Source organism: Actinophytocola sp. (assembly GCF_050699935.1).
Classification (GTDB): domain Bacteria; phylum Actinomycetota; class Actinomycetes; order Mycobacteriales; family Pseudonocardiaceae; genus Actinophytocola.
In genome coordinates, this window is record NZ_JBOHGB010000032.1 from 1 (window position 1) to 26,995 (window position 26,995).

At 65.1% G+C, this 26,995-nt stretch carries 17 protein-coding genes, 1 tRNA gene and 1 pseudogene; 8 read left to right on the forward strand and 11 right to left on the reverse strand.

The features are described from left to right. Positions 1-120: 120 nt before the first annotated feature. The gene (locus tag ACRDTB_RS13515; RefSeq protein WP_431430529.1) at positions 121-834 is read right to left on the reverse strand and encodes an HAD family hydrolase; all 714 of its coding nucleotides are present in this window, start codon (positions 832-834) and stop codon (positions 121-123) included. A 261-nt stretch (positions 835-1,095) separates the two neighbouring features. Between ACRDTB_RS13515 and ACRDTB_RS13520 the strand changes: the two genes are divergently transcribed. Together ACRDTB_RS13520 and ACRDTB_RS13525 are read left to right on the forward strand one after the other, a co-directional pair. Then, complete coding sequence (locus ACRDTB_RS13520; protein ID WP_431430530.1) at positions 1,096-4,179, forward strand: orotidine 5'-phosphate decarboxylase / HUMPS family protein; 3,084 nt, start codon at positions 1,096-1,098, stop codon at positions 4,177-4,179. After that, positions 4,176-4,649, forward strand: a complete 474-nt coding sequence (locus ACRDTB_RS13525; protein ID WP_431430531.1) for a GNAT family N-acetyltransferase — start codon at positions 4,176-4,178, stop codon at positions 4,647-4,649. The genes ACRDTB_RS13520 and ACRDTB_RS13525 overlap by 4 nt, the downstream gene beginning before the upstream one ends. Before the next feature lie 230 nt (positions 4,650-4,879). Here the strand turns inward: ACRDTB_RS13525 and ACRDTB_RS13530 are convergent, their stop codons facing one another. Continuing rightward, positions 4,880-5,089: a hypothetical protein gene (locus ACRDTB_RS13530; RefSeq protein ID WP_431430532.1), complete on the reverse strand. Its 210-nt coding sequence runs from the start codon at positions 5,087-5,089 to the stop codon at positions 4,880-4,882. A gap of 16 nt (positions 5,090-5,105) precedes the next feature. Then, a pseudogene (locus ACRDTB_RS13535) lies at positions 5,106-6,034 on the reverse strand (methyltransferase domain-containing protein). Between the two features lie 258 nt (positions 6,035-6,292). On the opposite strand from ACRDTB_RS13535, the gene ACRDTB_RS13540 reads away from it, so the two are divergent. Both ACRDTB_RS13540 and ACRDTB_RS13545 read left to right on the forward strand, forming a co-directional pair. Continuing rightward, positions 6,293-6,694, forward strand: a complete 402-nt coding sequence (locus ACRDTB_RS13540; RefSeq protein ID WP_431430533.1) for a hypothetical protein — start codon at positions 6,293-6,295, stop codon at positions 6,692-6,694. 154 nt (positions 6,695-6,848) lie between these two features. Continuing rightward, positions 6,849-8,402, forward strand: coding sequence for an AlbA family DNA-binding domain-containing protein (locus tag ACRDTB_RS13545; RefSeq protein ID WP_431430534.1), 1,554 nt, complete (start codon positions 6,849-6,851; stop codon positions 8,400-8,402). Positions 8,403-8,649: 247 nt separating this feature from the next. Here ACRDTB_RS13545 and ACRDTB_RS13550 read toward each other — a convergent pair whose 3' ends face one another. After that, complete coding sequence (locus ACRDTB_RS13550) at positions 8,650-8,997, reverse strand: hypothetical protein (RefSeq protein ID WP_431430536.1); 348 nt, start codon at positions 8,995-8,997, stop codon at positions 8,650-8,652. A gap of 205 nt (positions 8,998-9,202) precedes the next feature. Between ACRDTB_RS13550 and ACRDTB_RS13555 the strand changes: the two genes are divergently transcribed. The 3 genes from ACRDTB_RS13555 to ACRDTB_RS13565 all read left to right on the forward strand — a co-directional run bounded on the left by ACRDTB_RS13555 (position 9,203) and on the right by ACRDTB_RS13565 (position 15,384). Further along, on the forward strand, positions 9,203-12,670 hold the full coding sequence (locus tag ACRDTB_RS13555; RefSeq protein ID WP_431430579.1) for an AAA domain-containing protein: 3,468 nt from the start codon (positions 9,203-9,205) through the stop codon (positions 12,668-12,670). After that, positions 12,667-14,118 (forward strand): hypothetical protein, encoded by a 1,452-nt coding sequence (locus ACRDTB_RS13560; RefSeq protein ID WP_431430537.1) that lies wholly within the window; start codon positions 12,667-12,669, stop codon positions 14,116-14,118. The genes ACRDTB_RS13555 and ACRDTB_RS13560 overlap by 4 nt, the downstream gene beginning before the upstream one ends. Positions 14,119-14,256: 138 nt before the next feature. Beyond that, the gene (locus tag ACRDTB_RS13565) at positions 14,257-15,384 is read left to right on the forward strand and encodes a hypothetical protein (protein ID WP_431430539.1); all 1,128 of its coding nucleotides are present in this window, start codon (positions 14,257-14,259) and stop codon (positions 15,382-15,384) included. A gap of 137 nt (positions 15,385-15,521) precedes the next feature. Here ACRDTB_RS13565 and ACRDTB_RS13570 read toward each other — a convergent pair whose 3' ends face one another. From ACRDTB_RS13570 to ACRDTB_RS13600, 7 genes are all read right to left on the reverse strand, one after another. Next, the gene (locus ACRDTB_RS13570) at positions 15,522-19,763 is read right to left on the reverse strand and encodes a hypothetical protein (protein ID WP_431430540.1); all 4,242 of its coding nucleotides are present in this window, start codon (positions 19,761-19,763) and stop codon (positions 15,522-15,524) included. Then, the gene (locus tag ACRDTB_RS13575) at positions 19,760-21,166 is read right to left on the reverse strand and encodes a hypothetical protein (protein WP_431430541.1); all 1,407 of its coding nucleotides are present in this window, start codon (positions 21,164-21,166) and stop codon (positions 19,760-19,762) included. Before ACRDTB_RS13575 ends, ACRDTB_RS13570 begins: the two co-directional genes overlap by 4 nt. 300 nt (positions 21,167-21,466) lie before the next feature. After that, positions 21,467-22,525 carry an IS630 family transposase gene (locus ACRDTB_RS13580; protein ID WP_431430542.1) on the reverse strand — a complete coding sequence of 353 codons (1,059 nt, stop codon included), beginning with the start codon at positions 22,523-22,525 and terminating at the stop codon, positions 21,467-21,469. Next, positions 22,494-23,234 carry a Hachiman antiphage defense system protein HamA gene (locus tag ACRDTB_RS13585; RefSeq protein ID WP_431430543.1) on the reverse strand — a complete coding sequence of 247 codons (741 nt, stop codon included), beginning with the start codon at positions 23,232-23,234 and terminating at the stop codon, positions 22,494-22,496. Before ACRDTB_RS13585 ends, ACRDTB_RS13580 begins: the two co-directional genes overlap by 32 nt. Before the next feature lie 616 nt (positions 23,235-23,850). Beyond that, entirely contained in the window at positions 23,851-24,918 is a 1,068-nt protein-coding gene (locus tag ACRDTB_RS13590) for a tyrosine-type recombinase/integrase (RefSeq protein WP_431430544.1), read from the reverse strand. Next, a complete protein-coding gene (locus tag ACRDTB_RS13595; protein ID WP_431430545.1) occupies positions 24,915-25,406 on the reverse strand; it encodes a hypothetical protein in 492 nt (163 codons plus the stop codon). Before ACRDTB_RS13595 ends, ACRDTB_RS13590 begins: the two co-directional genes overlap by 4 nt. A 106-nt stretch (positions 25,407-25,512) precedes the next feature. Beyond that, positions 25,513-25,596, reverse strand: a tRNA-Leu gene (locus ACRDTB_RS13600). A gap of 73 nt (positions 25,597-25,669) precedes the next feature. On the opposite strand from ACRDTB_RS13600, the gene ACRDTB_RS13605 reads away from it, so the two are divergent. After that, entirely contained in the window at positions 25,670-26,992 is a 1,323-nt protein-coding gene (locus ACRDTB_RS13605; RefSeq protein ID WP_431430546.1) for a M20/M25/M40 family metallo-hydrolase, read from the forward strand. Positions 26,993-26,995 lie beyond the last annotated feature (3 nt).

Here is a 26,995-nt window from a genome sequence, read left to right on the forward strand (position 1 = left end):
GTGTGGAGGTCGGCAGCGTCGCGGCGTCGTCCTGGGCGATACGCCAATATGGCGATGTGGAACTGCCAACAGGGCCAGGACGCTCGTCGTCGTAGATGAGTAGATCAGAAGGGCTCGTGCTCATGCAGACAAGACCTCTCGTCTACTGGGATCGGTGAGCGCCGTGATTAGCTCCTGCGGATGGGACAACACCACCGCGTCCGTCGTTGCAGGCGTGCCGTAGCCCCAACTGGCGTGCAGGTAGGGGATGCCCGCACGATCCGCCGCCTGCTGGTCCACCGACATGTCCCCGACATACACCGCCTCGCGGGGGTCAACCCCGACATCGGTAACCGCCAACAGCAGCGAATCCGGGGCGGGCTTGCCGCGCTCCGAACCTGGCGTGCGGATCACCGTCCACTCGCACCCAAGCCGATCCAACAGCGGAAGAGCGGAGACCTTTGGCTTCGAGGTGACGACGCCCAGGAGAAGCTGTCGGGAGTCCAACTGGCAAAGCGTGTCGACCACACCAGAACATGGGACGGCCAGGTCGGCGTGTTCGGCCGACACGGCCTGGTAGGTGTCCAGGACACGCGCGGAAGAGTCCTGTGGAAGATCAAGGCCGAGCATGCCGAGAATGTCGTCAAATGGTCGCCCAAGATGGTCGGCGTAGTCCTCAAAAGATGCCGAAAAACCATACTCGGCGCGGACTCGGTCCCAAGCGACACGCATCACTGCCAATGTGTCAAACAACACGCCATCTAGGTCAAATAGCGCAAGCTTTGTCGAATCTGCAGGGAGCGTCCCGTTGGCTGTCGTGCCGGTGTTTTCGGTGCGTATCGCCGGAGTGGTCATAAATCAGTTCCTTTGTAGATTCACGCATGAAGTCGACAGCCACGCGCAGCGGGCGGCTGGGTGCACCGGTTGAACGCCCGCTCGCCGGTGTGACGTAGTGCGCTGGTCGACATCTGCCCCTTCGAACAGGCTGCATGAGGCCGGGGCAGGCAGGGGAGGGGCTGGCGTCCTAGTGTTGTCCTAGAGTCGGGTGTAACCGTGTGTGCCGACGTCGATGCACTGCGGCGTCAGCTGGCAATGAAACCTGGGGGAGCGGCGTTGGTGACGATCGTGAAATGGTCCGGCGTCGAAGCCCGAGCTTTGCGCCTTGCTCGGCGTATGAGTGTGCGCCAGTTCGCCCGCCACCTCGGGTTCAACGACGCTGCTGTCGCAAACTGGGAAAGCCGTGGTAGCGAGGCACGGTTGCGTCACCACACGCAGGACGTGCTCGATACTGACCTTGCTCGGGCGCCCGACGATGTCCGACAGCGGTTCGCTCAAGCCCTCGGCTCGGGACGAGACGAGCCTGGTGGGCTAGCGAGCGGATCCTCCGAGCGGACGTTCGCCTTGCTGGACGCGATGCAGGCCCAACTTCAGGCCGACCTGCCCTACCGCCCACCGCTCGATGCCAGTGATCGCGTACGGGCGTTCGTGCAGGCTCCGTCTCGGGTCTACCTGATCAACGGACCTGCGGGAAGTGGCAAGAGTCGACTCACTCACTATCTGGTCAACGTCCTCGGCTCCGAAGTAGATTTCCAACTGCACGCCTCAACTTCGTGGGCACCACGGCATTTTGACCTTGCTGTAGAGATCCTGCGCTACGCGTCTATTTCTGGTGGAGAGGACTCGCTACTCACCCTGGAAGGCGAAGCTGCAAAGCTGCCGAGGCCATGTCTGATCGTCATCGACGGAATAACTGCTCAAGAACAGTTCGACCCGATGGCCCGCCATATCGACATCATTCTCCGGCAGGTGCAATCAGCGTTCCTGCGCTTTGTCCTTGTTATCCGCACCCCACCTCAGATCCAGACCGCCGCGCATCCCGTGCTCAACGCCTCGATCTTCCACCGGCCAGGACCGCGGTTGGAGTCCGAACCATACGTGATCCCGCACTGGACCACGGTAGATGCGCGAGCGACCTGGAACAGCGCGAAGCCCGCCGACACGGCCAGCTTCGACGCCTTGCCGCATCCAGTGCAGCAGCTGACTCGACTACCGCTCTACCTGAGACTCCTCCTCGCGGCCGGACCAACGACCGCGGACGCCGACGCCAACCCCTACTCTCTGGTCGACCACTGCATGCGGAGCCTCGTGGGTGGAGCGGGCCTGGACATAGATCGAACCTTCGACGCATTGGCGAACCTGGCCCAACGGGATATGCCGACGGTCATCCCGGCGATACTGACTCCCTCGATCAATTCCCAGCCCGCCAGCGATCAAACGCACTTGGCAAACCGCGAAGACTTAGCGGCGATCCTCCGAACACAGATCCCCGGGAGAAGTCCCGAGTTCGTACACGACATCCTTCGTGAGTACTTCCTCGCAACCCGACTTACTCAACTCCTCACCAGCAACGGCCGCTCCGTGGCCACCGTCAGCGCCCTCAACGACCTCGCCGAACAAGCCACGACCTCCGCGACCGTACGCAACGTCTTCGAGTTCGTGATACATCACCTCAACAGCACTGCCCTCGACGTGGTCACCGCCGCGGCACTCGCTCCGACGATCTCGCTGAGCACAACGCTGCCGCTCATGCTGAAATTCGCCGACACCGCCTTTGCCACGTCCGAAGTACTCCGAGCCTGCGCGGAACGCTGCGACCACGACTCAGCACACGAACTGACTACTGCACTCCTCACCACACCTGCCCTCATGCCCGCCCTCGGCGATGCCTTTCACCGATGGCTGGTCGCAGCACTCCGCAGGTTCGGCACCGCAATCTGGGACAGCGCCGGCCGATTCATCGAGCAGAACTTCGATGCCCGCGCCGTCCAAGCACTTTTCGCTGCGGCCGACCTTGATCACGGCGACGAAGCCACCTTCGTCGCTCGACACTTCTTCCTGTTCTTCGGTGACAACGAAGCGCTCGCTCTTACCTCCCTGCTTAACCACGAGAACTGGCGTGTCCGCGCCGCGCTCGCGCAAGGGCTTCGCGACCAACGCGCCCCGACTACCCAAGCCAGCAACCTTGTAGTCGGCACCGTTGTCAACGACACCGACTACAAGGTCCGCGCTGCAGCCGCCCTCGCCCTAACCCACATGCCGACCAACGCGGCCAGGACTCACCTACCGACGCTCCTCTTGGACAGGAACTGGCATGTGAGGGACCGAGTCCTACAGGGACTGTTGCTCAACGCGCCGAATACAGGCGATAGTGCAGCATCCATCGTTGAACTTGCCCAGGCCGCGTTGTCCCTCGTGGCCACTGAGCCGAGCTGGCAACGATGCCCGGCCCATGTCCAGCCCGGCCTCCATCGACTCCACCTCCTGCATGGCACACATAACGGCAACAGCGACCCGCGCGCCCTGTTCGGCGTGCTCCGGGAGGTCCGTACCGGATGGCTCACACTCACCGACGTGCAGGAAACCCACATGGTCGACCAAGTCCGTCGCAGCAAGGACTGGCTCGTACAGCGCGAATCCGATGCTCTGGCCGCGACGGCGGCACAACCACTCACCTATAGCCGTCAAGAAGAGTTCCGCAAGCTACGAAATCGTCGCTCAATCCAAATCGCGCTTGACCTACATGATCTCGACGAGGCAGCCGCCGTGGCCTGCGAAGCTGCCGACGCAGGGGCAGACTTCGTCGAAGTCGGCGACCCGCTCATCAAGGCGACTGGACTCAGCGCTATCACGCACATCAAGCGACACGTACCCGACACGACCGTGATCGCCGAGATGATGTCGGCCGATTGGGGCCGAGACCAAGTCGTGCTCGCCGCCCAAGCGGGCGCCGACGTCGTGCTCCTCATCGGACCCGCCACTGTCGCCAGTGTCTCTGCCGCCGTTGAAGCGGGACGGCGCCTAGGAGTCCCCATTCTCCTCGACACACCGCTTCCCCTGCTCTCCCGCCAGTGGATCACCGACATGGAACGAGCCGGCGTTGACGGATTCACCATCACCACCAACATCGACATCGGGATCGGCAGCCGACACGCCCTGATCACGGCCCACACCATCCGTACCTGGACCCGTCTACCCGTCGCAGTCTCCGGAGGCTTCGGGCCCACGGACTACGACATTATCGCCGACCCAGACTGGGACATCCTCATCGTCGGCCGCAGCGTCTCCGACGCCGTTGATCCCAGCGATGTCGTCCGCCACCTCACCAACCTCGTCCGCGATACGACACCAGGAGCACCATGAAGATCACGCCGCTGCGCATAGACCTCATCCCACAGATCCTCGCGCTCATGGACCTCGGCGCACCCTACGTCAAGGCCCGCACCGCCTCCGACTACTGGCTCTACGCCACCCTCTTCTCCTCCACATGCCCCACCGCCCTCATCAACGACGAACTCGCCGGAGCGGTTATCGCTTTCCGCAGCCAGGACGCCCCGAACGAGGTCTACATCCAGGACGTCATGGCCCATCCCGACCACCGCCGAGCCGGCATCGCCCAAGCTCTGATCGGCCACGTCCGAGACCAAGCAACCGCCTGGAACTGCACACGGATCTACCTCACCTCTGAACCAGAGAACACGGCCGCACAAGCCACCTGGGAATCGATGGGCTTCTCCAACGCCGGCGGCGATCGCATCGTCAACGGGGTTCCCGTCATTGCCGACTTCAAGGGACCCGGCAAGGACCGTGCCGTTTACCAGCTCTCGATCTGATGGGTCAAGCGGACGTTGTTGTCAGGCTCACCACGTCGCAGAGGAAGCATCAGATATCGGCCCTGAACCCATGGACAACAAGCTGGCGACCTTCATCCGTCCCGCGTCCCCGACACCGCAGGACGACCAGTCGTGACACGGAGGTAGTCCCGAACCAGCAGGTTGAACAAGTTCCGCGGTCCCCTTGGTGCCACGCACCCTCTCCTTTCACCATATCCACGCTGGCCGCCTCAAACCCGCGCCCCGCTGACTGCAGTAATGACGGCGCCCAGCTCCCAGCGCACCTCGTCGCCGGTCTCCTTACGTCGGTAAGTGAGGTATGCCAGCGTGGCGCCGTCGATGAGTGCCATGCGCCACCAACCAGGTACCGGGTCGCAGACCTCCGGTGGGACGTCGGCGTCGACCTTGAGTCGGCACACGCGCGAGTCGGTGACCGTCATGCGGAGCCAAAGCCCGTCATGGGACTCGTTGCCGGCGATGGTGACCCCGGACCAGGAAGCGACCCGCGGCTGGTTGAGCACATCCCGCAGTGCAGCGAGGTCGACGGCCTGGTCGCGGTCCCAGTGAAGGGTGACCAAGCCCGTCAGTGGTGATCGAGCCGTCGAGTTCGCCTTCGTGCTCGCCGCGGAGGTACACGAAGCCGCACAGGTGGAGGGAGTCGGAGACCAGCCGGCCGTCGATGTAGGTGAAGGCGACGCTGCGGCCCTGGCCGCGCCACCGCAGTGGAGCGACCAGACGTCCTCCAGACGCAAGCTGTTGCCACCATGCGGCTGGGATGTCCCACGGAGAGACGGTGGCGATGATCCGATCATATGGGGCGTGGTCGGGTAGCCGAGTCCGCCGTCGCCGGTGATCACGTGCACGTCGCCGTTGCCAGTGGCGACCAGGGCACGTTTGGCTTGCTCGGTTACGTTCGGGTCGATGTCGATCGTGGTAACCAGGTCCGCGCGGCCTGTCAGCTGAGCGAGCAGGCAGGCGTTGTACCCGGTGCCCGCGCCGATCTCCAGGACGCGGTTGCCTGGTTGGACGTCGAGCTGGTCGAGCATCGCGGCGACCACCCATGGTGCCGACGCGCAGGACAAGGCCCGACCGCCGTCGAACCGGTGGGTGACCACCGCCTGCCATGGGCTGTAGGCAGTCGCTAGGTCCGCGTCCGGGACGAACTCGTGCCGTGGTGTGTCACGAAGAACCCGCTCAACTTCAGGGCGTTGTGCGTGCCCTGACTTCTTGATCTTTTCGACCATCAAGGCGCGCAGGGCATTCGGCGTCGTAGCGGTGATATCTCTGTCCATTGTGTCTTTCTGCAGTGCTGGTCTGGTTGGTCGGGATGTAGTGACATCCTTTTCCAGCCGCGCCGTGGACGGCGCGGAAGGGTTGGAGGTCATGTCGGGCTGGCGCGACGTGGAGCAGGGGCGTCAGGAGTTGGACTGAGATGTGCTCGTCCGCGACCTTGACAGGCGAGGTACGTCATGTCGCTGGGTCGGGAGGCCGCGCGTCGCACGGTTGTCGGGCTGGGTGAGTTCTTCGGGCCGGCTGGTTGCCGAGGGCCGAATCCGGTTGATACACGGAGCCGTGTCGCGTAGGCGATGGTGAGTCCGTCGTTGTTCCGCTCGGCCGAGCGACAGCGTGATGCCTTCGTCGGGATGCTGGGGTGGTGGGGCAGTGTCCAGGTCCCGCAGGACGCGGGTGCGGAGGGGATCGGCGTGTTGCGCAAGACGATGCGCAGCAACTCGGTCCGGATCGAGCTGCGGCACGCGGCCGCCCAGGCACGGCTCGCGGCACAGGCGCTGCTCGCTGGTGCCCGTGTGACGCTGGAGCCGGCGAAGCCAGACGGCAGGCCGGGGGACCTGCGGGCAGTGCGAGGCGGGACCGACGTGTACCTCGAGTACCGAGCGATCGATCTGGACAACCGGTTGATCGAGCGCACCCGTCGCATGGAGCAGGCCGAGCATGTTCCTCCTGATGGGCGGTGGTCAGCATGGGGTGACCTGGTCGGGCGACCTCCCAGCGGAACCCGACGAAGCCTGGTACCAGCGGATTCGTGAAGCCAGCAAGCTGTGCGCCCACACCGCAGCACCCGTGGAGGTAGACACCGCCGGTGCAGTTCTGCGGTGCACGCCTGGGCCGGTGAACTCGACAGACGAGGATAGCGGCGCGGTGAGATGGCCGCGATTCGACCAGGACCAACACGATCGGGTGATGCGGGCGCTCAACAAGAAAGCCAACCAGACCAGGGCAGCGGGCGCCGCGTGGATCCGGCTGGAGGACGACGGAGCGCTCTGGCCCCGGACGCCGTTCGCCGTGTCCTCACTCTCGGACAAGATCGACACTCTTGTTGATGTCCTGGACGGCTTCTTCGCTGAGCATCGCCACGTGCTCGGCGTCGTCCTCACCTCGGTAACGGGTCGTGCGGCAGACCCAAGATCACCGTCGATCCTGTGTCATGCTCAGCTGGTGGTGTCAACGCATTCGTTGTTCATGTGTGCTGCAGCTGATGTGACGGTCGATCGGGTCCGTGCCTTGGTCAAGCAGAACCCGCTGGAGAGCCTGACTCATGAGTACAAGGAGAAGTACAGCCCGAGCCTGGTGAAGTCAGTGGCGGCGATGGCCAACAGCTACGGTGGCTTGATCGTGGTCGGGATCAACGACAAGCCGGACGCCGACGACCGGTTTGTTGGTGTGTCGGAAGATGCCGTCACGCAGGTTGCGAGCGGCTGTCACACGCGTTTGGAGCCGCCGTGGGAGCCAGAGATTCTGGTGTTGCCATTGCCCGAGAAGACCGGCCGATATCTCTTGGTGATTCGGGTTTTTTCGGCCATCGCACCCCGGCCCGTGCTGTTGGACGGCGCGGCACCGATTCGTCTGAACGGTCGCAACGCGACAGCTGACCGTATGCGGCTTGCGCAACTGTTCAGCGAGGTGCCGCAGCGAGCCACGTGGGCGGCGCCGCTGCCTGTTCCACAACTCGCGTCCGCGCACAGCCGGATGGACGCTCTCTTCATCCTGCGCAGCGGTCTGCGATCCCCAGTCGGGCCTGCCGCCGGGTGGCAGCCTTTGTCGGAACGTGCCGTGCGCGATCTCGGCGACGCGCTCGAGGAGTCGTCGCTCACTCAAACTCTGCGAGGTTGGAGCAGAGACGTCGGTATGACCGAGGCGAGTCGATCATTTCACCGGAGAGGCTTGAACCGCGCCCGGAGAGTCCGGCTAGTCAGGAGCGGCCTCTCCGATCTCGTGGACGTAGTGCTGGAGCTGGAGCTGCCAGAGACCTACGGCGCACCCGCATCCGAGCTCACATTGACGCTCGACATCGTTGCTGCCACGGAACTGCGTGAACAGACCAACTGGGTCTCGTCGAACTCAGATGCCGATCAGGGGTCGTGGCGTCTGTCGGTGCTGCGGTTGCGTTCACTTGTGACCGTATTGTTGGCCGCGCTGGTGGATCCCAATGTGGTGAACGCGGTGGCAGGGATCGCCGGGGTCGACCCGGTGGTGCTGCCACAACCGCCCAGCTTGGCCTTTCGCTCCAAACCAGACGTGAAGGATCTCCTTGAGACAGAGGGACTGACCTCGATGATCGACCGCGGCGGTTCCCACGGCGCTGACGCGGTATCGAACCCTGCATACGACCTGCGCGAACGGCGGGATCTTGATGCTCAGGTTGACGACTGGCTCGCCCAGATCGGCCTGGACGCTGGCCTTCTGGGCATGGAGCGGTTGCTTGACCAACCTGGCCTCCCGCCCAGCCTGCGGTGAATATGGTTGGCTCCCAACGGCGCGCCCTCAAAAACAACGGTCATCCCGGAGTCGGTGAAGGTTGATGGCTCGCCGCCCCGAAGGTGAGGGCCGTGACGGATGCGTCCCGCGCGACTACTGAACGAAACATCGCCCAATCGCTTCGCTGGTTGCTGCCGTTGAGAGGGCTCGATACGCCCGGTGGAGTGGCTAGCGTTAGGCTAGCCCCTTAAGCGGGCGGATGGCGTCCAGGAAGCGTTGGGAACGCTCAGTTTTTGTCATCCGGGGCTTCGTAGGAGGCACCTCGCCACGGCTCCACAATCCCTGCGTACTCACGCTGCCGAGGCTGCCGTTCGCCCTCAGTCCACGGGTAGATCTCATTCTCCACGGCCACGGTCATGCACAGCCGGCAGCCGTGGTCGAGGGTCACGTACGAGCCGGGCGGGCTGGAGCCCTCCATGGCGGCCGACCAGACGGTGAGCGTTTGACCGATGTACGGGGACCGCTCGTCGATGATGGTCAACTTGGCGACGGCCGGCTTGTCCCAGTCGATGTCGTCGTCCGGGTGGCCGTGCCAATCACCGGCCAGGTCCTGAAACGCGTAGAGCAGCGGCATGGCCGGAGCCTATCGACCAACCCGGTACGCGCCGACACGGCCTGGCCAGCGGCGGAATTGCTCATCACCGCCAGCCTCCGGACCAGGGCAACGCACCCGAACGAAGGATCGCTGGACTCGACGTCACCCAATGGCGTGTTGATACGGGTACACCAGCCGACGCGTTGTAGAGTTTCGTACTCGCTTCTGCCAAGGGGAGATCGTGATGCGCGTGGTGGCGGGCCGGTACGTGGTCATGCCGGAGGATCAGCAACCCGGTGGGGCGCAGCGTGTGGGTGGTGCCTCTCGCGTCGTGAAGGCCATTGACCAGCAGACCGCAGGCGTGGTGGCGGTAAAGCTGATTTTGCGGGCTGACGCCGATGATACGCACCGCGTGTTTTTTCAGCGCGAAGTGGAAGCGTTAGGGAGGCTGACTCACCGCAATATTGTCTCGTTGCTCGACCACGGAGAAGACGCCGGTGAGGACGCCTTCTTCCTGGTTTTTCCGTGGGTGGAAAAGCGGCTGCGAGATGTTCTCCCACCGCCGGAGGATTTCGGGTGGGATGACTTCGCTAACACGTACGGCCTGGCTCTGCTCGACGCGCTGGCATACGCCCACGAGCGCGATGTCGTACATCGCGACGTCAAACCTGCCAATATCCTCATCAGTGACGACCAGACGCCGCTGCTGGCTGACTTCGGCATCAGCAAGATCCGCAGTCATCTCACCGAAGCGACTGTCGCGGAGTTCGTCTCTCGTCCCTACGCCCCGCCCGAGCTTGATGGGTTAGGCCGCGCAAGTAGGGACGTGTGGGGTTTCGCCGCCACCGCTGCGACATGCCTGACGGGTCGAACCCTCACCGACTATCCCCATCTCGATGCCGCCCTCGACGAGATCGATGTGCCTCCGGAGGTCGAGGCGCTACTGCGCCAGTGCACCAGTCGTGATCAGGCGGCCCGCCCGCGTGATGCGATGGTGCTGCGTGAGCGGCTCCACGAGATCCAGACTCGCCGCAACCGGAAGTGGCTGCGGCCGCGCCTGGCTCAGTTGGACTTCAAGGACCAGGCCGCGCGGGGTCTGGTCTCGCCGCCCCTGGACCGCGACGCCGAGGCCCTCGAGCGAGCGTTGCGGGCGGAAATCGTCCCGGGTACTCACCTGGTCCGCGGCACGGACCCCAAAACCGGACTGCCGATGCCCGACACCCTCGACCTGGTGGGTGAACGACATCGCCTGCGTCTGGTGGTCCTAACAGACCAACCAACGTTCGTTGTCTCTCGGGTGTACGAGGAGAGCGAGGCCGCGTTGGAGGCTATGCGGCGTCGTGGGTGGCCCGTTGCCGAGGAGATCACCTGGACCAGCAGGCGACAGCCACCCGCTGCTGCCCGGCAGGCAATGGAGATGGTGCTCGCCGCCCTCGACGAACACCACCTGCGGCTGAAAGACGAACAGCGGCAGCGTGATGAGAACCGCATGTTCGACAAGTGGATGGCCCTGCTCACAGCTAAGGAAGACCTGGAACGCACCCGCACCGGAGCCTTCCGCTACACCTCGGCCGAGGTTGACGGCAAGAGGGTGCGTTTCCACCTGACTGTGGCGCCTGCCGTCGACGTGCTGGGCGAGGAGCGGGTCTGCCGTGTCGAGGTCGCCGATGGGTCCGGGCGGGAGCGCATCGCCGGCGGTACCGGTGTGGTCATCGCCCAGGAGGGCACTGTTCTCACCCTCGCCTACCAGCGAAAACCTCAGAATCTGCCGTCTGCGGGCGAGCTTGTCCTGGATATCGGGCCGGCGAAGGCGGCATTGGCTCGCCAGCGCGATGCCGTGGTCAACGTGCGTTCCGGGATCGCGGTGCGCCCTCTGCTGCGTGAACTGCTGCTGGATCCCACTCGCATCGGTGAGCGTGCCGTTCCCGCTACTGCGGAGTGGTTCGACGACCGGCTGGATTCCGACAAGCGGACCGCGCTTGGTCGGGCGCTGGGCAGCCAGGACTTCTTCCTCCTGAAAGGACCGCCTGGAACCGGCAAGACCACCTTCATCACCGAGCTGGTCCGTCAGGAACTGCGCCGCAACCCCGCCTCTCGGATCCTGCTGGTCAGCCAAACACATGTCGCGGTGGACAACGCGCTCGTGCGGCTCGCGGACGCTGGCCTGGAGAACCTGGTCCGGCTGGGCCGCTCCCATGAGCGGATCGCCGCTCAGGCGCGACAGCACATGCTGGAACAGCGCATGCCGATCTGGGTTCAGGAGATCCGTGACCGCGCGGATAGCCATCTGCGGCATCTGGCCGCAGACCAGGCAGTGGAACTCGCCCATGTCCAGGGGGCGGCGACCCTCTTGGAATGCATCGCCGCCCTGAAGGACCAAACCGCGGCGGAGGCCAAGCTGCGGGCACTCGGCGGTTCGCCTCGCCAACCCAAGCCGCGCACATCCAAGAACACAGCACCGGAGGACAGGCCCTCCGAGGACGAGGAAGAGATCGTCTCGGAAATGACGGCGCTGACCGACCTCGCGGAGCGGTCAGCCGAACGGGTCCAGAGCCTGCGAACCCGCGCCGCCGAACTGCTCGACGAGGTTCAAGCAGAAGCGCTGAGGAGGCTTGAACCAGCGCCGACCGTTGCTGCCCTGCGCGCAGTCTTCAAGGAAGTCGTCAACGACGATCCCCGACTGGAGAAGCTGGTCGGCATCCTGCGGTTGCAGGCGGAGTGGTTGCAGCGGATCGAGTCCAGCCGAGACCTGGAAGCGGTCCTGCTGCGGCGGGCTCGGGTCGTCGCTGGTACATGCCTCGGATTCCTCGCCCACCCCGCCGTGCGGGAACTGGAGTTCGACCTGTGCATCCTCGACGAGGCGTCCAAGGCCACCGCCACCGAGACCCTCGTGCCGCTGTCCCGCTCTCGGCGCTGGGTACTCGTCGGGGACCCGAATCAGCTTCCCCCGATGCAGGAGGAGGTACTGGACAACGAGAAACTGATGGAGCGCCACGGCCTGGAACGTGTCGAGGTGGAGCGAAGCCTGTTCCGTGACCTGCTGGAACAGGCCCCGGATGTGGCCCGCCATCAACTCAGCCACCAGTACCGGATGCACCCTGGCATCGGTGACCTCGTATCCGCCTGCTTCTACCAGGGCACGCTGGGCTCGGTGACCAACTCCGAGTTGCCCGGATGGGAAAGTCTGTATCGGCCGGTCACCTGGTTGGACACCGCTCGCTCCGACCGGCGCCGGGAAACACGCAACGGCCACGATGTGCTCAACCGCTACGAGGTCCAGGTCATCAAACGAGCGCTGGCCGAACTGCGCACCGCCCTGGACGACGGCACCGTCCACAGCGAAGACGGCCGACCCTTGCGTGTCTTGGTACTGACTGGCTACCGCAAGCAGATGGAGGAGCTGCAGCGTGCGGTAGTAGGACCTCCCTCGACGCTGCTGGACGTCGAGATCAACACCATCGACGCCGTCCAAGGCCGCGAAAGCGACGTCACGTTCTACTCGATCGTGCGCAGCAATCGCCAGGGCACGATCGGTTTCCTCGGCCCACGCGACTGGCGACGAGTCAACGTAGCTCTGTCGCGGGCCCGACATGGCCTGGTCCTCGTAGGCGACGCACCATTCTGCGAAACCCGCCCCGGTCCCTTGAACGACGTAGTGACCTACATGCGCAAACATCCCGACACCTGCCGGATCAGGACGGCCCAAGCATGACCGACACCACCACCATCGCCGCACGCCGCTACAGCGAGCTGCACTCCGGCTTCCAGCTCGTGACCGCGGTCGAGGCCGCGATCCCCGTCTCCTGGCTCACCCTCGACCTGGTGGCCCTGGAACGCAAACCACTGCCCGTCGTTGACGAGTTCGTCCTCCGGCTGTGCCAGCATGGTGTGGACACCATTCCCGACATCGCCGCGGTGCTCGGTGTGGACCACGATGTCGTCCAGACCGCTGTCGCGGGGCAGCTCTCCGCCGAGACGCTCGACTACCGCCTACGCAGCCGACCCGGCCAGCCGGGCCTGCGCTCGGTCAGCCTCACCGCCGCCGGTATCAAGGCGGTGACCGACCTGGAGACCTCCACCCCCCAACGCGTCGAACAGCCCTATACCTTCGACCGCCTGCGGTGGGTTCCCACCGAGCACACTAAATCCGACATCATCACCCGCGACGAAGCCAGGGCTGATGGTCTGGTGGTTTTGCCCTCCATCCGTACGCGCGAGGTGACCACTCAGGATGTGACACCGCGCACGTTGAACATGCTGATCACCGACACCGAGGACGATCCCAAGCCGACGCCACCTCGGCGCCCCAGGTCGTCAGCCAAGCTGGAGGTACTGGCGGTGGAAGCGGTCACCCGCCAACCGCGCCGCTATCTGCCGGTCGTGCTCCTGGTGTACTCCGCTCTCGACTTCGACGAGGTGCGCCTGAGCGTCGTCGTCGACGACCTCGCCAGCGAGGCACACAGCCGAGCCCTGCTTGAAGCGGGCGGCGTCGAGAAGTTGGGCATCACCGTCGCCGCACCCGTCGGGGAACCCGAACTGCCTGCCCAACTCCTCGATCAGCGCACGCCCTACGACACCGTACGAGGCCTGCAAAGAAGGGCCGACAACACCCCGCCCGGCGTCCCCGCCTCAACCGGGGATGCCGCTTCCCACGACAGCACCACTGCTCGTGCTGAGCTGGCGGCACTCGCCGTGCGCGCCGTGCCCGCCTTCGAGCATCGCGAACTGCTCGCGCACGGGCTGCGTGACGCCCGGCGCCGCTTCCTGCTGATCACGTCTCGTTTGCGCGGCGCGGTGATCGATCCCGACCTGATCGCCGAGCTGGAGAGCATGCTCCGCCGCCGAGGACTGGTCGCGTACATCGCCTACGGCCTCGGCCACCCCGACGACGAGCACGACACCGAAGCCGTCGATCGTCTCCGGAAGCTCGACGAGCGCTTCCCCAACTTTACCCTGGTCCGGCTCCGCGACGCCCTACCGCATTGTTTGATCTTCGACGACACGTGGATCAACAGCAGCTTCGACTGGCTGTCGTTCCGCAGTGGACAGGAACGCACCTATCGTCGAGAGGAAGGCACTCTCATCAGCGCCGCGAACATTGTCAACGAACGGCACGCCGAGGCGGTGACCGCGATCGAGTTGAACCGCAAGGCGAAGTAGAAGGGAGGCCGCATTCCCGCGACGAGGTTCAGCGGCGCGCCGCCAAGTCGCGCTCCTGCTCGCGGAGGCCGGCAAGGCGCACAACTGTCCACTCAGCATGTTGATGAGCCGCGGCACCGCTCCAAGTAACCTCGTGACATGGACTGCGAAGGGCCCGCCGCTCCTGCCCTGGACGAGCAACACAGCGACTTCAACTACGGCTACCGCATGAACTGCGACTGCGGCGAGATCTCGTCCATCTCTGCTGCGGACTACCACATCAAGTCGACCATCGACGCTCTGATGCCGTGCGAACACTGCGGCGGCACCATCCATTTTGGGCCGAGAGTCGCCGCGTTGCGAAACCCAGACGACCCGGTCCTCAACAACACACAGATCAATCGCGTGGCCTGGTACCACACCAGCACTCACCTCGACTGGCCCTCGGCCACCTACGCGAACGACCAAAGGGCGAAACTCATCGCGACCGCGCACTACCTCCCGGCTGGCCATTCCGAGGCGCTCATCGAGCAACAGCTCAATCAGGCGCTGCACGTCGGCACCTACGAGTCCGCGATCGAGAACATGTTGCGTCGGATGAGCGACCAAGACGATGGAGCAGCTCAGTTCTACCTGCACCGAGTGACGCTCGCCGTTCCTCCTGACCGTGTCAACGACGGGTACCGCGACGAGAACCACGAATCAGCCGCGCAACTGACCACGTCGGACCTTCGACAGAGTGGCCTCTCCGCCATCCGATACCTGAATGTCTCTGAGTCGGTCGGCTCGCTCTCGCTCGCCGTGTTGCCGGAGGCGATCGCGTATGTGCAGACCGTCAGCCTCCCTGTCACACCCCTTGACCGAACTCACGATGACGCGTTGCACAACATCTTGGCGCAGTTCCGAGGATCGCTCGACGACATCCGTGCGGGCACACCAGAAACATCCACCGTAGAGGCGGCCCGACTTCGACTCAGGCAACTCATCGACCCCGCCCTAGAAGAGATCGATGCCGCGAGCGCTGTGCACGGAATCAATTATTACGAGCTATGGAACTCGCTCGTCGCTGCGCTGACGGAGCGAAATCTACCCAACATCTCTCCTGTTGTCCGTGAAGACTTCGATAATGCGATGAGCGCGTGGCACCGTGAACAAACCGAGCAGAGCGCACGTCGATTCGCCGACTTCTTCGCCGCGAGCGCCGTGGCACTGACGCGACCCCATGCGGTCATGGCTCTGGCAGCAACGCAGCAACCTCGTCCGATAACCGGCAGCATGTCAGCGTGACCGTACTTCTCAGCGGAGCGGGCAGATCGTGCTGGTCTCATCAAAAGTGTGCGAACAGGTCGCCGTGCTCCTCGACTCGGTCGAGTACGTCGTCGGCTATGAAGACCAACTGTTCCGGGTCGTGGCAGCCGCAGACCTCATTCATGTTGGGGTCGACTGCGGTAAGCCGAGCGCAGTTCTTCCCATTTGTCGGAAATGACCGCGCCGACGAAGGTTCTGCTGCGCGCATCGGCAATCGCCCGACACAGGACCTCGTCACCGTCCACGCAGTCAATGTCCCGGATGACCATAGCCATTCCGACACCGACAGCTGGACCGTGCGTCACGATGAAGTCGATCAACTCCCGACCCCGGGGGAGCCGAAGGACGTCATCCGCGTCGTCGATTCCGAACAGGACTCCGGGACGCTTCGCGGTCGGGCTCGGCACATTCTCCGCTGCAGTCCGGGCCTTGACTATCCTTACCGCGGCTTCAAGGTTCCTCACCGTGTCCGCGATGTTGGTGGCGATCCACGCTGGAGTCTCGACCCACGAGTTCCAGAGGCGATCGAAGCTGTGCTCGTTTCGCGGATCGGACGGGAAGATGCAGAACATCCCGGACCCGACCGCCTCCAGCAGCACGACGCGCAGTGCGCTGGACTTCCCGGTGCCGCCGTTATCGAGTATCCAGACGTGATCAACGGTGCCGGCTTCCGGGTCGTTGAGCCAGACCTGCGCGGTCCGGCCGGTGATGAGGCGGCCAGTTCTGATCGTTCCGGTCGCGACGTCGTACGAGTTCCCGCCTGGGTGTACCACCGTACCGTCGAAGGCCATCGCCAGATCGCGTATCTGGGCGATCACCTCCGCTACGGAGGCACCGGTCAGGCTGGCGAATTCCTTGGCCAGTCGCCACTCAACCCCGACGAGGTCGGTGAGGATGCGGACCATCCCCTCCCGGTCCCCCTGCGTCAGGATCTCGTTCAGCTCCGGGAACCAACTGTTGTTCAGGCACTTGAGGATGGCACGCGTCGGCACGGTGTCGACCAGGTCGTCGTGATGGGATCGGATCAGGCTGTCCTCGCACCTGCTTCGCACGTCCTCGATCGACTCCCCAGTGACTTCGATGATCTTGTAGGACACTGTGTCGATAATGCGCCAAGCGCCGATGAGGTGGTCGACGAAGTCCTGCGGCTTCCCGGCAGGCTCCCACAACGCGTCCTGAACCTCCTGCGCGTGCGGCAGGTCGTCGCCGATGAGTTCGTCGAGCAGCGCGCCGTGCGTGGCGATCGCGTGCACCCGGTCGACAACGAGTTCGGTTCCAGCCGCAGGTGTCTCGACATCGACGCCGATCTCCACGTCAGGCATTGCCGGTCGGGTCGGCAGCAGATCGAAGTGACGACAGCGTTCCGGCTTGTATCGGGGCCTGACCGGCGCGGATAGCGAGTTCGACAGGCTCTCTCCTGGTTGCAGACCTTGCCTGCGGGTGTGTTGAGACTCCGCGAGAGGCGCGGCCATGCGAATGTTCCGGGCCATGGCTTCGACGTTGCCGGGCAGTTTCTTCCGATACCGGCGGACGAGATGCTTCGCCTCCCTGGCATGCCGCCGGTACTCGTCGACATGACCGTTCTGCGCCGCGTGAAGGGCTTTCAGGGAGCTAACCCTGATGGTCATCCAGTCGCGTTGTGTCGCCCTCCAGTCGACCTCGGCGAGTTGGTCGTCGATGTCCGCGAGGAGCATCTGGACGAGGCTGTTGATATCGCGGTATGGGAATCCCGTCATCTTGTCCAGGCACACCCCGGTCAGACCCAAAGCGAGCTCGATGGACTCGTCTACCCGGAACGCCGGATCGATCCCAGGAATGTCAGACACGATCTGCTTGAACTGTCGGAAGTGCCGCAAGGCCGCGTCCACCGCGCCTTCCGACCCGTGCGCTTCAGCCAGGGCCAAGTGCGCCATCGCAGTCACGCCTGGTTCCTTGTGGTCGCCTTGGCCTATCAGGGCGAGCAATCGTTCGGCGCAGTCCTGGAAGTCGGCACGCACTCCCGCACTCCAGGTCATCTCCCGTGCGATCACGACCAGGCAGGAGGCCCGCACCACCGCGGCCTGATGCGTGGGCTCGGGGAGGGCTTTCGCCTTCTCGAACTGCGCACGGACATCAGCCTCGTCCGTAGCCAGATACGCTTCGACCCGACATTGAAGTGCCATGCACTCGACCAACGCCTCGAAGTGCGCGGGAACGATCCGGTGCATATCGTGGGCGCGTCGAGCCGCTTCCAGGGTAGTTCGTGCGGCGTCGGTCTCATTGTGCTCGAGTTGCAGGTTAGCAAGCATGGCCAGGGTCTTCCCACGTCGGCCGGCTGTTTGGGGGTCGTAGTCGTCGGGTGGTATCAGGTCCAGCGCCTCTTTGACGAGGCGTTGGGCGTCGGCGAGATCACCCTGGAGCTTCGCGATCGACGCCGCGTTGGACAACATCGCCGTGGTCGCCTGCCAGCTCTGCTCGCCGTACTGCAGCAGGCGTTCCGCGAGCGTGATCGCGTGCAGACGCAACGCCCCGCCGATCACCATATCCAGGGCTTGAAGGCACTCGACCATTAGGTCAGTGGCGGCCAACTCGACGGCGAGCAACGTTGTTCGAAGCTCGTCCGGGTGTGTGCCGAGTTCGGCGCGGACGACGTCCTGGACGACTCGGTGCACACGCACCCAGTCCCGCTTGGCGTCGTCCTGCCAGCGGTCGATCAGCGACAGTTCTGCCAGCGCGGCGACCGAGGCGTTGAACGTGCCGCGGTCGGAGGCCAGGAGCCGCACCGGGATCCGGTCCGGGAAGACAACGCTGGCGCGACCCAGGACGGCGATCGCGTCGGCGGGAAGGTCGCCTTCCCTCGCGCGCAGTCGTTGTAGGGCAAGGTTCACCGCCGCGACTGCGGTGCGCGGGTAGTCGTCCAGGTGTTGGAGCGGGAAGTTGAGCGCGTCGAGTCTGCGCACCTCGTCACCGAGGGTCTCGAGGAAGTCGTCGATGGATTCCCTGGTGCTGCGCAAGTAGCTGGTGGCTGTGACCAGGCTCAGCGGGAAGCAGTCCAAGGTCGTGCACAACGCGTCGGCATCCGAGCCGGCGAAGGCCAGGTCCGCGAGCCTGTTCAGGACGAGGGCACGTCCTTGCTCCGCCGTGAGTGCGCCGACTGCGACGGTGGGGTGTGGGCTGTGCCAGGCGCTGTTTCGGGTGGTGATCAGCACCGCCCCGTAGCCGGAGGCAGGCAGCAGCGAGGCGATCGTGTCGGCTGTCGTCGCGTTGTCCACGATCAGGAGCCACGACCGCGAGCTCCCAGCAAGAGCCTCGGCAACCGCGCGCGCGGCGTCCACCAGTGACCGGTGCGGACCGCGCCGGATCGCGACGCCCCTGCCCTGGAGCCAGGTGGCGAACTGCTCCAGTTCTTCCCCGAGGACGTCTCCAGTCGCGGTCGCGTCGTCGTCACCGTATGCGGTGAGCTGGTAGATCCAGTCGAACTCGGCGGCGTTGTCGAGGGCGTACTGCTGGGCCAACGTGGTCTTGCCGATACCAGCGGGACCGGTCAGTACACACGTCCGAACTCGTCCGTCCGTCGTGTGCAGCCCGTCCTCCGTCGCGAGGTGGTTCGTCACCTCCTGAAGGAGCCCGTCACGTCGTACGGCGTGCTCGCGATCGACGAGCCGGATAGGCACTCCCCATCTGGCCGCGAGGGCAGCTTCGAGATCTGTTCGTGACGCACCCACCGCTTCCAGGAAGTCGCCACGATGCCACGTACGACCTGCGATGTCGTCGGCTTCGGACTTGTCCATGGCCAACCCGAGCAGGTGGGCGCGCAGAAGTTCGGCCGCCTGACCGCCGATCTCCTGTCCGGCCGCCGAGCGAACCCGCCTGAGTTGGACCTGTACTCGTTCGCGTAGCTCGGACATCCCGTATGGCTGGATTCGGACCGACGACCGCCGTAACGCTTCCAGCATCGCGACGCTTGCTTTCCGCGTGGTCGTCAGCTGCTGCACGGTTCGCGCCAAGTCCTCGTCAGGGAGGCTGTGCGTTCGGTCGAGCAGTTCGATGAACTGCCGCGCCTTGGAGCTGAACGTCCCGTTCGCGACGAGCTCCAGCCGCGCGGACCCGCTCGCGTCCCGCTCCAGCGACATGAGCAGGCCAAGCAGTTCGGTGGGCGACCACGCCTTGGCACCCCAGCGACTCTTCACCTGAACGACCCCGTCATCGGTGCTGACGCGCCCGATCAGCTCGTAGTCGACCCTCTCGGCCCCAGGGCGCCCCTCGATCACGATGGACTCGACGCCTTGGTCATCCGATCCGCACCACAGCTCCAGCGCGGTCAGCACGATGACGTGATATTGGAACCGATAACCGGCCAGACCGAACTCGCCACTCACAACATCCCCCGTCCAGCCCGGCCGGACGCAGCACGCCGGTTCCAGAGCCGCCAACGCGACCTCGATGCCTTCCGACCTCCGACCCACGGGACCTCGGCCACGGCGACGATGCCTGAACGCCTGGCGTGAAGGAGCTCGGCCTCACGATCGGCATCGGTGTAGGAGACACGCCCACGAGGGATCCGCACCCCAACGAAGACCCCATAGACCACGCGGACCACTCTGTGTGCTTCTGCAGCCGCGACCCATTCGTCGTCGATCGACAGTTCAGCACGGGCCCAGATGCCACCTTCATCCCACAACTCGAGTCCTTCCGGTGTTCGCCTGACCGACCAGGACTGCAATCGAGGTGCGGCGGTGGAGTCCGGTAGGAACCGCCTGAACCCTGCCATGATGATGCCTTCCGCCTGCGCTTCGCGCGTCCCGAAGCTGCGCGACCGCATGCCGACGGCGGCACGTGGTTCGAAAAGCACGACGGGGACATCGCCGCCTCCTGTCGCTGGGGTCGCGGATGACAACACCCTGGCGTCGGTGGCGACGTCCGACAGCGTTTCCTTGACCAGGTCAGGGCCGGGTCGCAGCGCACGATCCTCTGGATAGCGGGACATCACTGCGTCGCTGGCAGCGAGAGGGATCGCGTCGAGACGCAAGCTGTGTTCGATGTCGCCGTCGCGGACCGTGAAGAAGAAGTCCCCCGTGGGCTCGACCACGAACTCTGCGTTGTCGACCGCGTCGAGCAACGCGTGCAGCTGCGGGTAGGGCACCGTGCGCACTCGCTCGGCGACCGGACCGACACGCAGCAGAGTCAATGCGCGACTGGCGAGGTTGACCCCGGCCCGCTGATACCGCTCGTTGTCCTCCAGCGTCAGAGACGAGGTGACGAGATCCCGGTACTCCAGATCCGTCAGCTCGTAGTGCATGGGGCCGACGGCACCCAGGACATCGATCCAGGTACCCGCCGCGAGCCCACCTTCAGGAGAGGCCCACGCCGACGAATTCGAACCTGCAAGGCGGCCCACCACCGGCGCGGATGCAGAATCGGGCGCCGCCGAGAACTGCTCCACCGTCGCGTCGATCATCCGCCCCGACTGAGGCAGCCACAACACGCAGTGTCCGTCCAGAATCCCGTCGTTCCAGCGCGGGTCGGGCCGGCCGTACTCCGCCGACCGATCGTTCGTGGGATTCATGATCGACAATGTGACGGTGTACACGTGGGAGGCGATGCCAAGTTGCTCGTAGGCGTGATGCAGCACCATGGAGCCCTCGACGGACGAGTTCCCTTCGAACGCCTTCACACGGCTGAGCCAAAGCACCGGAAGCAACATCTCGATCAACAAGGCCGGATCGATCTCCTCGGCGCCCAGTAACGCGGCCACCTTGGTGTCATCGATCGACGACGTCATCAAATCGTCGACAAGGCTTTTGTCAGGTAACGCGCCGGGGCCGCCGCGAGACCGCGTTGCCCGATCCGGCCGCCGTTCGTGCCGGTACCCTGCGGAGTTCGACATGCACCGCAGACTAGATCAGGACACCGACAATCCCTGTGGCCGGACCAAGGCGCGCAGCCGCTGGGCTCGGAACTGGACCTGCTCGCACATATCAGGACATTCGACAGGCTTGACACCGCCGTCCACCGGGGTGGGATTGAACTCGGGCGGGCACTGCAACTGTGGAGCGAGTGTCTAGTGTCGTGTGTCTGAGATCTATTTACGGTTGATCTTGGTGATGAGTTCGTCTGCGGTCTTGGTCCAGGTAAAGGGTTTCGCGCGGTCGTTGTAGGCGTCGATGAAGGCGCGGATGGCGTGTTCGAGGTCTCCGACGTTGGTGAAGCTGCCGCGGCGGATGGCTTGGCGGGTGATGATGCCGAAGAAGATCTCGACCATGTTGAGCCACGAGCAGCTGGTCGGAGTGAAGTGCAAGGTGATCCGCGGGTGTTTGGCCACCCAGGCGGTCACGTTCTCGTGGCTGTGGGTGCCGTAGTTGTCGCAGATGACATGCAGCTTGACCCTGGGGTGAGCCTTGGCGACTTGCTTGAGGAAAGCCAGGAACTCCTCGTTGGTGTGCCGCGGGTAGCAGGCATCCACGCTGATCCGGCCGGTCGCGACCTCCAGCGCGGCGAACAGGGTGGTGGTGCCGTGCCGGACGTAGTCGTGGGTCTGCCGGGCGGGTAAACCGGGTCGCAGCGGCAGCATCGGCTGGGTGCGGTCCAACGCCTGGATCTGACTCTTCTCATCGACACTGACCACGACCGCACCCCGGGGTGGGTCCAGGTAGAGGCCGACCACGTCACGGAGCTTGGGTTCCAACTCGGGGTCGGTGGAGAACTTGAACGTCTCGACCCGGTGCGGCTGGATGTTCCACTTCCGCCAGATCCGGGCCACGCTGGCGAAGGAAATCCCCAACCGGTCGGCCATCAACCGGGCCGACCAATGCGTCACACCCAGCTCGACCGGCGGCTTCCCCTTGTCCGCCAGCGTTTCCGCCAGCACCGCGACCTCGTCGATCTCCGGCACACGACCCGGGCGGGGCAGATCAACCAGAGCATCGATACCTGCCTGGGTGTAGCGGTCGCGCCACTTCAGCACTGTCGGCCGACTCAAACCCGTCCGCTCGGCGATCTCGGTATTGGCCAACCCGTCCGCGGCCAGCAACACGACCCTCGCCCGCCGCGCCACCCCCGCAGACGCGGTCGGCGCACGCACGATCGCTTCCAGCCGCCCACGATCACCCTCACGCAACCGCAACGCCTCGGCCACATACATGCGGTGATTCTCCCGCACCCACAGACGTAAACGAATCAACGACACGCGACACTAGGTTCGTCTGGACGTGCCTGCTCGGGTCGTTACCGGCAAAGAGGAACATAAGGTGGGTGACAATCCCAGGCCGGACGCCGTGCTCGAGCTGAAGCTTGAGGATGGCTTCGCCTAACGCGTCGTCGACCGTGTTTAGCAAACGTTCAGCGAACTGAGTCAACGAATGCGGGGAGGGAAGTCCGCCTTCTCGCTGCAGACTTTCCCTGGCCTCTTCCACAACCGAGGCTCGTGCTTTTGCGCGGCTCTTCGCCTCACCCTTGATCAAGAGGACCATCGACGCGGCGTCGAATTTGGCCCCGAGGACATCGTCGCCACGCATTGCCCACTCTTGATGATCGCGGTGGATCAAGCGGCTGGGGCCGACGGTGTAGCCGCAGTCTTCCTCAAGGTAGGCGGTGGCGAGGATCTCGCCGAGGTCCCCCGACCGTGCACCTTGGGTCCGCGGCAACTTATTTCGTAGGAACTCAGAGACTTTGGCTTTGCCGAACCGGTCCGCGATACGGGCCAGCGACTCGGTCTCGGCGTAGCGACTAGGCAGGTGGACTGCGACGGCTCCGATGCCGATCTCGTCGTCTATCGACACGAGGACGCCGATAGTGTGGGAGCCCACAGAAACGACCTTGGGGGGCTCGCACCACAGCTTATAGTCCGTCACCTATCCGCCCAACAATAGATCGCTCAACGAGCTCGACGCACCGCATTCCACTCAATAACAGACGAGTCTGACCCTCCTCCTGCATAGGAGACCCAACGGCAACGGGACCCGAGGGTTTCCATCTCGGATGATCACGGCCACCGCAGCCCTCAAGCGCTGGAAGCCGGTCCGCACGTGCCGATGCGTATGCCGAGAGGGGTTGCTCGGAGATGACAACAGCGCGGATCGCCATCAGGCACCTGAGACCCCGGAGGGAAGGGTTCCGTCGCCGACTGTTATCGATGAGGACAAGATGCATGATCACCCGCAATCGCTCTTGTTCCATGCAGTCGGGTACCCGCGGGATTCCGTAACCGGTCCTTACACGTGCGTTGGCGAACTGTTACACGATTAGGTGGTGTCCACGAGGTCACCCGTCTGCGGCTGGCGGGGTTCTGCCCAGAAAGGTTTGTCGCCGATACCGGGCGATCGGTGGCGGATGTGGACCGGTGCTGGGTGTGCACGGGCCGATCCTATGACCGTCGGGCGTAGCCAAGCAGGATCGACACGGCCGGACGCGTAGTGCTGGTACTGGTACCGGGCCCGCCAGGGGACCGGTACCAGTACCAGCGGTCGGTCAGGCAGCGAGCGGATGTGGCTCGCCGGTGAGGGCGGATAGTGCGGTGGCGACGTCGTGGACGGCGGCTTTGACGTAGGTCATGGTGGCGTTCTTGGTGTCTCCTTCGTCGAAGTGTCCGGCGTAGGCGTGGGCGATGGCGAATCCGAAGTTGCGTTCCACCCAGGTCAGCGTGGTGTGTCGGAGCCAGTGGGCGGATACGTTGAGCGTGGTGATCCAGGGCAGGTAGCGGCCGAGGCGGACCCAGAGGTGGTCGTAGCGGCGGTGGGTGATGGGGTTGCCGTTCCGGTACCGCAGCAACTGCCCACTCGGATCACCGGCCGCGCCGCGGGCTTCGGCGTGGTCGAGCAGGGCGGTCATCAGCGACCGGGAGACGGGTTGCCAGCGGGCGGTGCCGTCCTTTTCCCGGAGGTAGATGAGGCATTGGTCGGTGTTGAGGTCCCGGGGGCGCAGGGCCAGGGCGCCGCCGGTTCGGCAGGCCGACTCGGTGTGCAACCGCAGCAGCAGCGTGTCCAGTTCCGGGTCGTCACCGGTGGTACCAGCGTAGAAGTTGACCTCACTCATCTGGGTGGCGGACAGGGCATGCCGTACTGACCCCTGACGGCGGGGCTTGGCGGTCCTGCGGGCCGGGTTCTCGTCGGGCTTGATCAGCTCGTCGTCTTCGGCGTGCCGGTAGATGCAGCGGAGAGCGGCGATGAAGTTCTCCGCAGTACCGCGGCCACCGCGTGAGTTGCGGCGTTGAACGGCGTTGGCCTTGATGTCCTCAGCAAACTGCTTGATCTCGGTCGGCGTCGGTTCCAGCAGAGTGCGGGAGCCCCACTTCGCGCGGATCCGATTCCAGTAGGACCCGTAGGTCTTGGCGGTACCGGGGGAGACGGCGGCCTCCACCTGGGAGATGTATTCCTCGAACGTGGGTACCGGTGGCCGGTCGGCGGGGTCGGCCATGAGGTCGGCCGGGTCGACGTTCATGCGCGCCAGCAGCATCCGCGCGGCCGCGACCACCTCCCGGTCCGCCGCCCCACCGACAGGGACCTCGCTGCTGGTCGCGGAGGAAGTGAACTGTGTCATCGCGCACCTCCCACTCCGGCAGAGCTGCTGGTCACGGTGGTGAGTGCGGCGTGGTAGGTGGTGATCATCGTGTCCAGGGCCGCGAGCGGGTGCACCACCAGTACATCGTGGTTCGGGTCCGCGACCGCCAGGACGAGACTGCGGTTGCCCAAGCCGTCGCGGCGGCGCAGTGGGGCGGGGAGCACGAGGTAGGGCTTGGCGCCCATCACGAACGCCCCGGTCGGGTCGCGGTGCGCGACCACCGACCCGTCGACCAGTGCGATGCTCAGGCGGTCACCGGCCACCCAGCCCAGGGCCTCGATGGTGGAGCGGTTGGCCACGCGGCCGTCGCTGTCGAGGCGGCCCATGCCGTACACGAGCGACCCGACCCGCGGCCGTGCCAGTAACTCACCGACCTGAAGTTGGTTAGCGCGGCCTGCGAGGAGTCGCTGGCCGGAGCCACGGGCGAGGGTGGGAGGAATCAGCGGCGCGATCTTGCTCTCTGTCACGCCGACCACCCCCGCACGAGGGAGGACGGCGTGACAGCACTGCAAAGAATGCCGTCATCGGCTGGGAGGAGCGCTGGTGATGTCCGGGAGATTACCCGTGAATCGGTGTCCGAGGGGGGACTTGAACCCCCACGCCCTTGTCGGGCACTAGCACCTCAAGCTAGCGCGTCTGCCATTCCGCCACTCGGACCAGGTGTGGGCCATAGCGTATCGGACGGGTTGGGGGGCGCCCAACTGGGCTTGGGCGATGGTAGGAAGGGCCCGTGACCAGTGACACCACCGCTCAGGCGCAGGACGAGGCCGTTCGGCTCACCAGTGAGCTCATCCGTATCGATACCTCCAACACCGGCGAACCGGACACCACCGTGGGCGAGCGGGTGGCGGCCGAGTACGTCGCGGAGCAGCTCGCCGAGGTCGGGTATGAGGTCACGACGCTCGACTCCGGAGCGCCGGGGCGGAGCAACGTCTTCGTACGGCTGCGGGGTGCGGATCCCGACCGGGGAGCGCTGCTGATCCACGGGCACCTCGACGTCGTACCCGCCGATCCCACCGAGTGGTCCGTGCACCCTTTCTCGGGCGCCGTGCGGGACGGGTACATCTGGGGGCGTGGCGCGGTCGACATGAAGGACATGATCGGGATGATGCTGGCCGTCGCGCGGCGGTTCATGCGGGACGGGGTTACGCCGCCGCGCGATCTCGTCTTCGCGTTCGTCGCGGATGAGGAGGCTGGTGGGGCGCTCGGGGCGCAGTGGCTGGTCCGGAACCGGCCCGATCTGTTCGACGGCGTGACCGAGGCGATCGGGGAAGTCGGCGGGTTCTCGATCACGCTCGCCGACGACCTGCGCGCGTACACGATCGAGATCGCCGAGAAGGGGATCGCCTGGATGCGGCTGCGTGTGCGGGGGCGCGCGGGCCACGGGTCGATGATCCACGACGACAACGCCGTCACCAAGCTCGCCGCCGCCGTCGCGCGGCTGGGGGAGCACCAGTTCCCGCTCGTCGTCACCGACTCGGTGCGGGCCTTCCTGGCTTCGATGACCGAGCTCACCGGGATCGAGTTCGACGAGGGCGACCTCGCCGGCTCCGTCGCCAAGCTCGGGCCATTCGCCCGCGTCGTGGGCGCGACGCTGCGGGACACGGCCAACCCGACGATGCTGACCGCCGGCTACAAGGCCAACGTCATCCCGTCCGTCGCCGAGGCCGTGGTGGACTGCCGCGTGCTGCCCGGCCGGGAGGAAGCCTTCGAGCGTGAGCTCGACGAGATCCTCGGGCCGGACGTCGAGCGCGAGTGGGTGACGCACCTGCCGTCCGTGGAGACGACCTTCGACGGGGACCTCGTGGACGCGATGACCGCGGCGGTCGTGGCGGAGGACCCCGGCGCGCGGACGATCCCGTACGTCCTGTCCGGCGGGACCGACTCCAAGCACTTCCAGACGCTGGGCATCCGCTGCTTCGGCTTCGCCCCGCTGCGGCTGCCGCCCGACCTCGACTTCACCGCGCTCTTCCACGGCGTCGACGAGCGCGTCCCGGTCGACGCGGTCCGGTTCGGGACCCGCGTGCTCGACCGCTTCCTCCGCGCCTGCTGACCC